10 protein-coding genes are annotated in these 12,917 nt (G+C 62.3%); 5 read left to right on the top strand and 5 right to left on the bottom strand.

Going from position 1 to position 12,917, the window contains the following annotated elements:
* Nucleotides 1-219 precede the first annotated feature (219 nt).
* Entirely contained in the window at nt 220-849 is a 630-nt protein-coding gene (locus tag HX851_RS43985) for a response regulator (RefSeq protein WP_177063040.1), read from the bottom strand.
* Nucleotides 850-875: 26 nt separating this feature from the next.
* Nucleotides 876-3,296 (bottom strand): PAS domain-containing sensor histidine kinase, encoded by a 2,421-nt coding sequence (locus tag HX851_RS43980; RefSeq protein ID WP_177063066.1) that lies wholly within the window; start codon nt 3,294-3,296, stop codon nt 876-878.
* A gap of 73 nt (nt 3,297-3,369) precedes the next feature.
* Here HX851_RS43980 and HX851_RS43975 point away from each other — a divergent pair, with 73 nt between their 5' ends.
* Nucleotides 3,370-4,356 (top strand): alpha/beta hydrolase family protein, encoded by a 987-nt coding sequence (locus HX851_RS43975; protein ID WP_177063039.1) that lies wholly within the window; start codon nt 3,370-3,372, stop codon nt 4,354-4,356.
* Nucleotides 4,357-4,383: 27 nt separating this feature from the next.
* Here HX851_RS43975 and HX851_RS43970 read toward each other — a convergent pair whose 3' ends face one another.
* From HX851_RS43970 to HX851_RS43960, 3 genes are read right to left on the bottom strand one after another with little or no spacing between them, the layout of a single operon-like run.
* Nucleotides 4,384-5,151 (bottom strand): TerB family tellurite resistance protein, encoded by a 768-nt coding sequence (locus tag HX851_RS43970; protein ID WP_177063038.1) that lies wholly within the window; start codon nt 5,149-5,151, stop codon nt 4,384-4,386.
* Nucleotide 5,152: 1 nt separating this feature from the next.
* A complete protein-coding gene (murU, locus tag HX851_RS43965) occupies nt 5,153-5,827 on the bottom strand; it encodes an N-acetylmuramate alpha-1-phosphate uridylyltransferase MurU (protein WP_177065452.1) in 675 nt (224 codons plus the stop codon).
* Entirely contained in the window at nt 5,824-6,849 is a 1,026-nt protein-coding gene (locus tag HX851_RS43960; RefSeq protein ID WP_177065450.1) for an aminoglycoside phosphotransferase family protein, read from the bottom strand. The genes murU and HX851_RS43960 overlap by 4 nt, the downstream gene beginning before the upstream one ends.
* 131 nt (nt 6,850-6,980) lie before the next feature.
* On the opposite strand from HX851_RS43960, the gene HX851_RS43955 reads away from it, so the two are divergent.
* The 4 genes from HX851_RS43955 to rsmA are packed head-to-tail and all read left to right on the top strand — an operon-like array spanning nt 6,981 to nt 12,907.
* Nucleotides 6,981-9,809, top strand: a complete 2,829-nt coding sequence (locus HX851_RS43955) for an LPS-assembly protein LptD (protein ID WP_177065448.1) — start codon at nt 6,981-6,983, stop codon at nt 9,807-9,809.
* Complete coding sequence (locus HX851_RS43950) at nt 9,790-11,106, top strand: peptidylprolyl isomerase (protein ID WP_177063034.1); 1,317 nt, start codon at nt 9,790-9,792, stop codon at nt 11,104-11,106. The genes HX851_RS43955 and HX851_RS43950 overlap by 20 nt, the downstream gene beginning before the upstream one ends.
* Nucleotides 11,103-12,092, top strand: a complete 990-nt coding sequence (gene pdxA / locus HX851_RS43945) for a 4-hydroxythreonine-4-phosphate dehydrogenase PdxA (protein WP_177063033.1) — start codon at nt 11,103-11,105, stop codon at nt 12,090-12,092. Before HX851_RS43950 ends, pdxA begins: the two co-directional genes overlap by 4 nt.
* On the top strand, nt 12,089-12,907 hold the full coding sequence (rsmA, locus tag HX851_RS43940; protein ID WP_177063032.1) for a 16S rRNA (adenine(1518)-N(6)/adenine(1519)-N(6))-dimethyltransferase RsmA: 819 nt from the start codon (nt 12,089-12,091) through the stop codon (nt 12,905-12,907). Before pdxA ends, rsmA begins: the two co-directional genes overlap by 4 nt.
* Nucleotides 12,908-12,917: the final 10 nt, after the last annotated feature.

Genomic DNA, 12,917 nt, shown 5'->3' with positions numbered 1-12,917 from the left:
GAATTGGGGTAGGGATCGCCCTACAAGGATGGCGCGATTGGATAAGACCCGGGATTGATCCCGCCTTTGACGCCCGGAGCAGCGTCAAAGGCCACCCGAGAGCTGTCGTAAATGGATATGCGCACCTTCTGTAGGAGCCGGTTTGCCGGCGATGAGGCCCTTGAGTCCTGCGGCGATGATTCGGACGCCATCGCCGGCAAGCCGGCTCCTACATAAAGCTCAGAGCAGCTTGTGCTCCATGGCGTATTTCACCAGTTCGGCAAGGGAGGTGATATTGAGCTTCTGCATCAATCGGGCCTTGTGGGTGCTGATGGTCTTGCTGCTCAGGGCCAGTTGCTGGGCGATATCGTTCACATTGGCGCCCTGGGCCAGGCGTTCGAATACCGAGAACTCCCGCTCCGACAGCAGGGCATGCAAGGGACGGGAATCGGTCAGGCCGACTTCGAAGACCATCCGGTCGGCCAGGTCCGGATCGATATAACGGCCGCCGGCCGCCACTTTGCGGATGGCCGTCAGCAACAGGGCCGGATCGCTGTCCTTGGTGGCATAGCCGGCGGCGCCGACCTTGAGCGCCCGTGCAGCCATCTGCGCCTCGTCATGCATCGACAACACCAGGATCGCCGGCGGATTGCTCAACGCCCGGATCCGCGGAATGGCCTCCAGGCCATTGACGCCGGGCATCGAGATATCCAGCAGCACGACCTCGCAGGGCGTATGCCGCAGCGTCTCGAGCAACTGCTCGCCGTGACTGGCCTCGCCCACGACCTGAAGATCCTTGGCCAGGCCGATCAATTGCTTGATGCCCTCACGGACAATGGTGTGGTCTTCAGCTACCAGTACACGGATCACGCGCTACTCCTGCTCGATCAAAGGGTTCATACATCCAAAGGCCGATCCAACGGCACACGGACACTCAGGGTCGTGCCCTCGCCGACGCTGCTTTCCAGCAACAGACTGCCACCGAGCATCAGCACCCGCTCACGCATACCCACCACCCCGAAGGATGTCGGCCTCCCACTGGGAGCAACAAAACCCACGCCATCGTCACTGATACTCAGGCACAGGTCCTGGCCGTCAATCGCCAGTGTCAGTTCAACAGTATGCGCCTGGGCGTGGCGCATGACATTGGTCAAGGCCTCCTGAAGGATCCGAAACAGGCCGATGGCCTTGGCATCGCTGAGCCTCGGCAGATTCTCCGGGACCTGCACCAGACACGGGATCTGCGTCCGCGCTTCAAAGCGCCGGGCCTGCCACTCGATCGCCGAGGCAATACCGGCATCGAGAATCGGCGGGCGCAGGGCCGTCGCCACATCCCGTACCAGTTGGAACAACTGGGCGATCAACCTTTTCATACTGTTGAGGCGCTCATTCAGCCCGGGATCCAGTTGCGCGTAGGCCAGCTCGCACATGGAGGTTTCCAGCTTGAGCACGGTCAGCATCTGCCCCAGTTCGTCATGGACCTCCCGGGCGATACGGGCCTTTTCTTCCTCCCGGACACTCTCCAGGTGCGCCGATAGCTCGCGCAGTTGTTCCCGCGAACTGGCCAGCTCCAGTTCGATCCGCTTGCTTTCGCTGATATCCCAGACGATCCCGTCCCAGACCACCGTACCGTCCTCCAGGCGCCGGGTGATGGCCTTGATCTCCGCCCAGCGTTGCCGGCCTTCGCGGGTCATGATCCGCCCCTGCCAGGACCAGTCGCTGCCGGAGTCCACGGCCAGGTCCTGGACACGGTGATAATCGGCACGGTCATCCCTATGTACCAGGCTGCGCAGGCCGATATCCGGCTGGCGCAGGGTGGCCGGTGGATAACCCACCAGGCTTTCGCTGCCCTCGCTGATATAGGGAAAATACAGTTCGCCCGTCTGCGGCACGCGTTCGAGGCGAAACACCAGGCCAGGGACATTCGCCGCGATGCCCTTGAGTCGTGCCTCGCTTTCCTGCAAGGCCGCCAGGGCGCGACGGCGCTCGGTGACATCGTTGATGTAGACCACCAGGTACTCGCCGTCGCGAAAGCGCAGGAAGCTGAGGGACACATCGGCGGGCAGGATGCTGCCATCGGCGCGCAGGCATCGGGTCTCGAAACTCTGCGGCGCCTCGTCACTGGCCCGGGCGCGTTTCCACAGGTTCAGCCAGCGGTCCATGTGCAGGTTCGGTTCGAAATCGATCAGGGGCCGATCGAACAAGGCGCCCGGCGGGTAGCCCAGCATGGCTTCCGCCGCCCGGTTGGCATAGCGCACATGGCTGTCCCAGTTGACCCAGAGAATACCCACCGTGCTCTGGTCGATGGAGAACTGGGTCAGGCGCAGGGCCTCCTCGCTGGCCTCGCGCAAGGCGAGATCTTCACGAGAGGCCAGCAGGGCCTGCTCAAGACTGCGCTGCTGGCGACGCAACCAGAACACGATCGCCAGGCTCGCCAGCAACATCACCACCAGCAACAGGCAGAGGTTCTGCCAGAACCCCGGCGAAGCGGACAGCCGCGGGTACTTGGGCTGCAACCAGCGCATATGCAACTGGTCGAGGTCCCGGGCCGGCACCGCATGCAAGGCCTTTTCGACGATCCCTGCCAACTCCGGCCAGTCTCGTCGGGTCGCTACTCGCAGCAGTTGCGGCAGGCCGATATCCCCCACCACCGCCAATCCGGCAAACTCTTCCTCGCCGGACAACCGGCTGAGCTGGGCCTCGTCGACCACCGCATAACGGGCCTGCTGGCTCAACAACAGTTGCAACGCCTGGCGCTCCAGCGGCACGCCCTGCAGATTGAGATTGCCATAGGTACTGCGCAGGTAATCGGCAATCGGACTGGGCATGCGTACGGCGACGCGGGTCTGGCTGTCGAGTTTTTCCAGTTCGACGGCACCGGCACCGTTACGCTCGCCCACCACCAACTGCGGCACACGCATGTAGGGATCGGAGAACAACCACAGACGCAGGCCGGCCGGCGTCTGGGTCAAGCCCGGGGCAAGATCGATCTCCCCCTCGCCCAAGGCTTTTTCCAGTTGGGCCTGATCGGGAAAGTTACGCCAGGTCAGTTCCACATTCATCGCCTTCGCCAGCCAGGCCATCAGCTCGACATTGGCCCCCGACAGCCGCTGCAATCGTCGGTCGTACTGGGCGTAGGGCGCCTGCAGTACCAGGCCGACACGCAACTCCCGATGCTCATCAAGCCACTGCTGCTGGGTGGTGGACAGCGGCAGGTCTGCCCCATGAGGCGCAGGCGCGGCCCAGGCCCCCGAGGGAAAAGCCATCAAGGGAAAACACAAACAGCCGATAACCCACAGGCAGCAAAAACGCATGATACGACTCATCCACACTGACAAATACTGACCAACCCATTAGGCTGCCAGGATTACTTCTGGCCTGGAAAATCCGATGCCCCCTGTCTACCGCTCGGCACTCCCCGCGCTGTGCCTGTCGTTGATACTACCGCTTGCCGCACCGGTCCTGGCGGCCGATCCGGCCCCCGCAGCGGCGCCAGCCCCCGCCGAGAAGCCGGTCGAGCGCCAGCCACTGGCCGAACGCAGCCAGGAAGACGCGACCGCACTGGAACGACAGCTGCCGCAACAGGAGCAACAACAACTGCAAGCTGCGGGCGACACCTTCCTCGCCTTGTGGAAGCCGGCCAACACGCCCTCACCGACCGGTGCGGTGATCATAATCCCGGGTGCCGGTGAAACGGCTGACTGGCCTCAAGCAATCGGGCCGTTACGACGCAAACTGCCGGACGCCCAGTGGAGCAGCCTGAGTCTGACACTCCCGGACCTGCAAAGCGAAGCCAGCCTGCCGCGGGTAGTCGAAGCCGCAAAACCCGCGGAGCCGGCATCCGCCAACAGCAAGGACGCCAGCACCACCGCCAAACCCATCGAACAGGCGGCCAGCGCCGAAGCCGATAGCCCCGACCAGCCCGTGGTGGAGAATAGCGAAGACCCGCTCAAGGCCGATGCCGAACGGATCTTTGCCCGCTTCGACGCTGCCATCGCCTATGCACAACAGCAGAATGCCCGCAGTATCGTCCTGCTCGGTCATGGCACCGGTGCCTATTGGGCAACCCGCTACATGCTCGAAAAGGCCTCGCCGCAAGTACAGAAGCTGGTACTGGTGGCGGCACAGACGCCAGTCAGTGCCAAACCGGACCTGGGGCAACTGACGCCGGGGCTGAAACTGGCGACCGCCGATTTCTTCTATCAGGACAACCCGCTGGATCGCAAAGCCGCCTTGCAACGCCTGCAAGCCAGCAAGCGCCAGAAGACCTCCAGCTACACCCAGGTGTCGTTGAAGGCGCTGCCGGGTAATCCGGGGCAGGAACAGTTGTTTCGCCGTATTCGCGGTTACCTGAATCCCCAGGACGACAGCCAGTAGTTCCCTGGCTGCTCCTGTGGAAACACGCTAGCGAAAATCCCGCCGCTCGCGGATCAGCGCATAGGCCTGGTGCAGCTCGCGGGTTTTCTCGGTGGCGTCCTGCACCTGGGCGGGCGTCGCACCGCCACCCGCCACCTTGTCCGGATGATGCCGACTCAACAGGCGCCGATACGCCCGCTTGATCTGCGCCGGTTCGCTGGTGGGTGCGACCCCCAGGATCCGTAGTGCGTCCTGATAGCTCCCGGCACTGCTCATCAGCGGCTTGCGCGTGGGCTCGTAGTCGCTGGCCAGGGCCTGGATCTGCTGCGAAGTCCAGCCCAGCCACTTGCCCCAGAGCAGAATCAGTTCACGCTCTTCGCGCCCGGCCCGGCCATCGGCCCAGACCATGCGCCAGCAGGCGCGCAGCACACCTTCCGCCGCATGGGGCTGTGCCTTGAGGTGGCGCAGGTAACCGCGCAGGCGGTCACTCCCCGACTTGCCGCGATTGAACGCGGCAATCGCCCGGCGCTGTGCCGCCTCGCCCATGTCCAACTGACGCATTTCCTGGCGAGCCTGCTGGATGTGACCATCCACTACCCGCCCATCGCTCTTGGCGAGGCGCCCGAGCAAGACAAACAACAACTCGTCGTTGCGCAATGCCGGCTTGCCGCCCAGGCGCTCGCGCAGATGCGCCAGGCTGTGCAATTGCAGGCGCCGATCCAGCGCCTGCCCCAGCAGCGCGCCCAACATGGCCCCCGGAATACTGGCAATGGCAAAGCCCGCCCCGGCTCCAATCAGAGTCCCTGGCCACAACATATCAGTGTCTCTCTTCCAGCAATTGCTCGACTTGTGCCAGACGCTCGACGGTGCCGACATCAACCCAGTGTCCCTTCAGGTGCTCTCCACTGACCCGCCCCCGGGCCATGGCCTGGCGCAACAACGGCGCCAGCTTGAACGCCCCCGCAACGCATCCGGCAAACAGCTCGGGATGCAGCACGGAAATACCGCTGTAGGTCAGTCTGGCCGCACCCGACTCATCATCACGCACCTGACCGTCACTCAAGACAAAGTCTCCGCCCGCCGGATGATGAGGCGGATTGTCGACCATCACCAGATGCGCCAGGCCGGCCAGCGGACGATGCAATGTCGAAAAATCATAGTCGGTCCAGATATCGCCGTTGACCACCAGGAAGGGTTCATCTCCCAACAACGGCAGCGCCCGGAAGATACCCCCACCGGTTTCCAGCGGCTCACCTTCCGGCGAATAGGCGATGCTCAGGCCATAACGCGAACCATCGCCGAGGTAGTCCTCGATCTGCTGCCCCAGCCAGGCATGGTTGATGACAATCTCCTGGAAGCCCGCCGCAGCGAGAGCCCGCAGGTGGTAGTCGATCAACGGGACGCCCTTGGCACGAATCAGCGGCTTTGGCGTGTGCAGGGTCAGCGGACGCATGCGCTCGCCTTTCCCCGCCGCCAGAATCATCGCCTTCATACAACGGCACCGGCAGGCGAGCGCAGGCTGGCCAACAACTCGCCCAGCTCGGCGAGTTCCGGACGGCGGGCCAGTACCGCTTCTATATAGGCAAAGAAGCGTGGCACATCCGCCAGGTAGCGCGGCTTGCCGTCGCGGTGGCAGATACGGGCAAAGATCCCGATCACTTTCAGGTGGCGCTGCACGCCCATCAGATCGCTGGCACGGTGAAACGCCTCGAAGTCCGGCTGGACCGGAATACCCAGCCGCCCGGCTTGCTGCCAGTAGCCATGCAACCACTCACCGACCCGCGCTTCGGGCCAACTGAGAAAGGCGTCCTTGAACAGGCAGGTGATGTCATAGGTCACCGGACCATAGACCGCATCCTGGAAATCCAGCACACCCGGATTCGGCTGGCTCAGCATCAGGTTGCGCGGCATGTAGTCGCGGTGCACCAGCACTTTCGGCTGTGCCAGCGCGCTGTCGATCAACAGCGTGCTGATCCGCTGCCACCGCTCGAGTTGCACGGGACTGAAGCTGATGCCCAGTTCACGTCCCACATACCATTCGGGAAAGAGTTCGAGCTCGCGGCGCAACAACGCGACGTCATAGCTCGGCAACCCGGCGTTCATCGGCAACTGTTGAAAAGCCAGCAGGGCCTCAATGGCATCGGTGAACAAGGCATCGGCGTTTTCGACGTCGATCACATCCAGATAGGTCCGGTTGCCCAGGTCATTGAGCAAAAGAAATCCGTTGTGCAGATCCTGCGCATGAATTTTTGGCACGTTGATGCCGGATTTCGCCAGCAAATGGGCGATATCCACGAAGGGTTTGCAGTTTTCCTGGGGCGGCGGAGCGTCCATCACGATAAAGCTGCGGCCCTCGCCTTCCCAGCGGAAATACCGGCGGAAACTCGCGTCGCTGCTGGCCGCGGTCAATGTGGCGGCGGGCACGACACCCCAGCCTTCAGCCAGGAATAGCGTTGCCAACTGCTTGTCCAGCCAAACTTTCAGGTGTTGCAAGCGTAGATCTTGGTCAGGCATTACAAGGGTCTCCGACGGCGCTAGCCGTCAAGCGGGTCATGCTTTATTATCCAGCATCTTTTTCAGACCATCGATAGGCGTGCGGCCCTTTACCGCGGGCAGATGGCACGCAGGAAGCCCGGACTAATAAGATGGCATTGAAATCCCCCGCGTTTCGTAGAAAGTTTCCGTTGCTGGTCACCGGCGGTTTGCTGGCACTGCAACCTTTAGCCACTTCGTTCGTCGTCGCTGCTGAACAGTATGACTGTTCGGCGTCCGCTTCGGGCGCCTGGAGCTGTGCGCCCAAGGCGACCACCGCCCAGTTGCCACCGCGTCCCGTGCATGAAGCCGGCTCGGTCGGCGGCAGCACCGAGGCCACGGCTGACAGCGGTTCCGGCGGCGATTCCGCACCGGCCACCAAGCTGGTCACCGAAGCCAAGGGCCGCGGCCTGAAATCGCGCAGTGCCGACTACAGTCACCTCGACTGGGTACCCCGCGAGAAGCTGACACCTGCGCAATTGGCCGAAACCGGTCCTTACTGCTCTGGTTCCTATATCGAACCGATTCGTCCTGGCATGAATGACAAGACGAATAAAAGTGATGCGCCGACCTTTATCGGTGCCAAGGCTTCCCGTTACGAGCAGGACCAGCAGGTCGCCAGCCTGGCCGGCGACGTGGTCATGCGCCAGGGCAGCATGCAGGTCGAGGCCGATGAAGCGAGCCTGTACCAGGCAGAGAACCGTGGCGAGCTGAACGGCAACGTTCGTGTCCGCGACAACGGTGCCTTGCTGGTCGGCGATCACGCCGACGTGCAACTGGACACCGGCGAAGCCAAGGTCGACAACGCCGAATACGTCCTGCACAAATCGCGTATCCGCGGCAGTGCGCTGTATGCCAAGCGCGCCGAAAACGCGATCATCCGTCTCAAGGACGGTACGTACACCACCTGCGAACCGAACAGCAACGCCTGGCAGCTCAAGGGCAACAACATCACCTTGAACCCGGCGACCGGCTTCGGTACCGCGACCAACGTGACACTGCGGGTCAAGGACATTCCAGTCCTGTACACGCCGTACATCTACTTCCCGATCGATGACCGCCGCCAGTCCGGTTTCCTGCCGCCGAGCTTCAGCTCCGACAGCGACAACGGCTTCACGATGGTCACGCCGTACTACTTCAACCTGGCCCCGAACTACGATGCCACGTTGTACCCACGCTACATGACCAAGCGCGGCTTGTTGATGGAAGGCGAATTCCGCTACCTGACCAAGTCCAGCGAAGGCCAGTTCGGCGGCGCGTACCTGAACGACGACAGCAACGATCGTTCGAAGCAGACCGACTCCGAAAAAACCCGCTACATGATCAACTGGCAGCACAAGGGTGGCCTGGATTCGCGTGTACTGACCGAGGTCGACTACACCAAGATCAGCGATCCCTATTACTTCCAGGACCTGACCAGCGACCAGATCGGCGTCAAGGACTCCAGCTCCTATGTCAACCAGCAGGGCGCTGTCAGCTACCGCGGTGACGACTACACCGCTCGACTCAATGTGCAGGCCTACCAGCTGGCGAGCGTGTCGAACATCACGCCTTACAACCGACTGCCGCAGATCACCTTCAACGGTACGCTGCCTTACCACCCTGAAGGTCTCGACTTCACCTACGAGACTGAAGCGGTACGTTTCGAGCGCAGCCTGGAAACCGGCAACTTCTTCGACAAGGATGGCGGACCGTTCGACGTCAACGGGAATCCCACAGGCGGCACTCCTCGCCTGGACACCAACGTGGTCGGCCTCGCGCGTGCCAACGGCACTCGCCTGAACCTCAAGCCGGGTGTCAGCCTGCCGATGAACTGGACTTATGGCTACATAACGCCATCGCTCAAGTACCAGTACACCCAGTATGATCTGGACCTGGGTTCCCAAGGCAGGGACGACCTGGTCAAGAATACCGGCAATGCTTCAGCCCTCGGCGAAACCTTCAACAGTTCACAGAGCCGCAGCGTTCCGATCGCCAGCATCGACAGCGGCCTGTACTTCGACCGCAACACCAGCCTGTTTGGTACCAACTATCGCCAGACCCTGGAACCGCGCCTGTTCTATCTCTATGTTCCTGAGAAAGACCAGAAGAACATCCCGGTATTCGATACTGGCGAATACAGCTTCAACTATTCCTCGTTGTTCCGCGACAACCGCTTCTCCGGTTCGGACCGCGTCGGTGACGAGAACAAGTTGTCCCTGGGTCTCACCAGCCGCTGGATCGAAGACAATGGCTTCGAGCGTCAACGCATCAGTGTCGGCCAGGCACTGTACTTCAAGGACCGTACCGTCCAGTTGCCGGGCGTGGACTTCCACACTCGCGCGGATGCAAAGGCCAATGTCTCGCCCTACGCCCTGGAATACGCCTACCGTTTCAACCACGACTGGCGTGCGACAGCCGACTACAACTGGGACCCGGACAGCCACAGCCCGCGTTCCGGCAGCGCGATGTTCCACTACCAGCCTGAAGACAACCCGAACAAGGTCTTCAACGCCGGCTATCGCTATCGCAACGACCAGGTCATCTACAACCAGAACACCGGTCAATGGCAGTTCGGCGGCGACTACGGCACCCCGGGCACGCCTGGCTTCGTGAAGGACTACTACAAGATCCAGCAGCACGACTTCTCGGTGATCTGGCCGATCGTGCCGCAGTGGAACGTCATCAGCCGCTGGCAGTACGACTACAACCGCAACCGCACGCTGGAAGCCTTCGGTGGTTTCGAGTACGACAACTGCTGCTGGAAACTGCGCCTGATCAACCGTTACTGGGTCAAGTATGACGAGTTCAGCCAAGACGCCCCGCAAAACGAGAAAGGCGACCATGGCATCTTCCTCCAAATTGTTCTGAAGGGCCTCGGCGGCGTTACTGGCGCCAAACTAGAGAGCTTCCTCGACAAAGGCATCCAAGGTTATCGTGAACGTGAAGATCAAGCTTTCTGATTGTCTGCGCCCGCTGATGCTGGGCGCGCTGGTCCTGAGTGCGGCGGTTCACGCCGCCGTGCAGCCCCTCGACAGCGTCGTGGCGATCGTCGACAACGACGTGATCATGCAGAGCCAACTGGACCAGCGTGTCCACGAAGTCCAGCAGAGCATCGCCAAGCGTGGCGGCGGCGTGCCACCGACCAGCGTCCTGGACCAGCAGGTCCTCGAACGCCTGATCGTCGAAAACCTGCAACTGCAGATCGGCGAACGCTCTGGCATCCGTATCTCCGACGAAGAACTGAACCAGGCCATCGGCACCATTGCCCAACGCAATAACATGTCGGTGGATCAGTTCAAGGCCGCACTGGCCCACGACGGCCTCTCCTATGAGGACGCACGGGACCAGGTCCGCCGCGAAATGGTCATCAGCCGCGTACGCCAGCGCCGGGTTGCCGAACGGATCCAGGTTTCCGAGCAGGAAGTGAAAAACTTCCTCGCTTCCGACCTGGGCAAAATGCAACTCTCCGAAGAGTTGCACCTGGCCAATATCCTGATCGCCACACCGGACAGCGCCAGCTCTCAGGCTATCCAGGCCGCGGCAGCACAGGCCCAGGACGTTTACCGGCAGCTCAAGCAGGGTGCCGATTTCGCCCAGTTGGCCATTGCCAAGTCCGGCAGCGACAACGCCCTCGAAGGCGGTGACATGGGCTGGCGCAAGCCGGCGCAATTGCCGCCACCGTTCGACCATTTGCTGAGCAGCATGCCCATCGGTGATATCACCGAACCTGCGCGCACTCCAGGCGGCTTCATCATCCTCAAGGTGCTGGAGAAGCGTGGCGGCGAAACCCAGATGCGCGACGAAGTGCATGTTCGTCACATCCTGATCAAGCCGAACGCCATTCGCAGCGAAGCCGAGACCCAGGCCCTGGCCCAGAAACTCTACGAACGCATCCAGAATGGCGAAGACTTCGCCACCCTGGCCAAGAGTTTCTCGGAAGATCCGGGCTCCGCCCTCAACGGCGGCGACCTGAACTGGATCGACCCGAAGGTACTGGTTCCGGAGTTCCAGGAAGTCATGGCAAAAACGCCGCAAGGCGTGCTGTCCAAGCCGTTCAAGACCCAATATGGCTGGCACGTGCTGGAAGTCCTTGGCCGTCGCGCCACCGACAGCACCACGCAGGCACGCGAACAGCAAGCCATGACCGTGCTGCGTAACCGCAAGTACGATGAAGAGCTGCAAACCTGGCTGCGTCAGATCCGTGACGAGGCCTACGTTGAAATCAAGCTCCCTGGCGCAGACCAGGCGGCCCAGTGAAACCCAAGCGTTTCGCGTTGACACCCGGCGAGCCGGCGGGCATAGGTCCAGACCTTTGCCTGCTGCTCGCCTCGCAGTCCCAACCGCATCCCCTGATTGCCATTACCAGTCGTGACCTGCTCGCCGAGCGGGCCGCGCAACTGGCCGTGGCCGTCGACCTGCTGCCGGTGGGGCCGGACAACTGGCCGGACCAACCGGCAGCGGCAGGCAGCCTGTATGTGTGGGATACGCCACTGGCGACCCCGGTCATCGCCGGGCAACTGGACAAGGCCAATGCGGCCTTTGTCCTGGAGACCCTGACCCGCGCTGGCCAAGGCTGCCTGGACGGCGATTTCGCCGGCATGATCACCGCACCGGTGCACAAGGGCGTGATCAACGATTCCGGAATCGCGTTCTCCGGCCACACGGAGTTCCTTGCGGACCTGACCCACACCCGCCAGGTTGTCATGATGCTGGCCACCCGCGGACTGCGAGTGGCGCTGGTCACCACTCACCTGCCCTTGCGCCAGGTGGCGGACGCGATTACCCCGGAACGCCTGGAGCGCGTCACACGCATCCTGCATGCCGATCTCAAGGAAAAATTCGGCATTGCCCAACCGCGCATCCTGGTCTGCGGGCTCAACCCCCATGCCGGCGAAGGCGGCCACCTGGGCCACGAAGAGATCGACATCATCGAACCCACCCTGGAGCGTCTGCGCAGCGACGGCATGGACCTGCGTGGCCCGCTGCCCGCCGACACTCTGTTTACCCCCAAATATCTGGAGCACTGCGATGCGGTGCTGGCGATGTACCACGACCAGGGCCTGCCCGTACTGAAATACAAAGGTTTCGGCGCGGCAGTCAATGTGACCCTGGGCTTGCCGATCATCCGTACCTCAGTCGACCATGGCACCGCCCTGGATCTGGCCGGCAGCGGCAAAATCGATACCGGCAGCCTGCAAGTCGCCCTGGAAACCGCCTACCAGATGGCCGAGACCCGTTTATGAGCGAGCAATACCAACACCGGGCGCGCAAGCGTTTCGGGCAGAACTTCCTGCACGACGCCGGGGTGATCGACCGCATCCTGCGCGCCATCCATGCCAAGCCCGAAGACCGCCTGCTGGAAATCGGTCCAGGCCAGGGCGCCTTGACCGAAGGCTTGCTGGGCAGTGGCGCACAGTTGGATGTGGTTGAACTGGACAAGGACCTGATCCCGATCCTGAACCAGCAGTTCGCCGGCAAGGCTAACTTCAACCTGCATCAGGGCGATGCGCTGAAATTCGACTTCACCAGCCTGAACGCAGCGCCGAGCAGCCTGCGGGTGGTCGGCAACCTGCCGTACAACATCTCCACACCGCTGATTTTTCACCTGCTGCACAACGCCAGCCTGATCCGCGACATGCATTTCATGCTGCAAAAGGAAGTCGTCGAGCGCCTGGCAGCCGGCCCGGGTGGCGGCGACTGGGGTCGCCTGTCGATCATGGTCCAGTACCATTGCCGCGTGGAACACCTGTTCAACGTCGGCCCTGGCGCGTTCAATCCGCCGCCGAAAGTCGACTCGGCCATTGTCCGCCTGGTGCCTCACGCCGTGCTGCCACACCCGGCCAAGGACCATCGCCTGCTTGAGCGGGTCGTTCGCGAAGCCTTCAATCAACGGCGCAAGACCTTGCGCAACACGCTCAAGGCTCTGCTCGGCAGCGCCGAGATCGAAGCCGCCGGTGTCGATGGCAGCCTGCGCCCGGAACAACTGGACCTCGCCGCTTTCGTACGCCTGGCCGACAAGCTCAGCGAACAATCCGACACGACAACCGTCGCCGACTGACACCGCATTA

The sequence above is a fragment of the Pseudomonas gingeri genome (assembly GCF_013385635.1).
In the GTDB taxonomy this organism is placed as follows: Bacteria; Pseudomonadota; Gammaproteobacteria; order Pseudomonadales; family Pseudomonadaceae; genus Aquipseudomonas; species Aquipseudomonas gingeri_A.
Note: the sequence above shows the minus strand (reverse complement) of the source record. Positions and strands in the feature narration are given on the sequence as shown.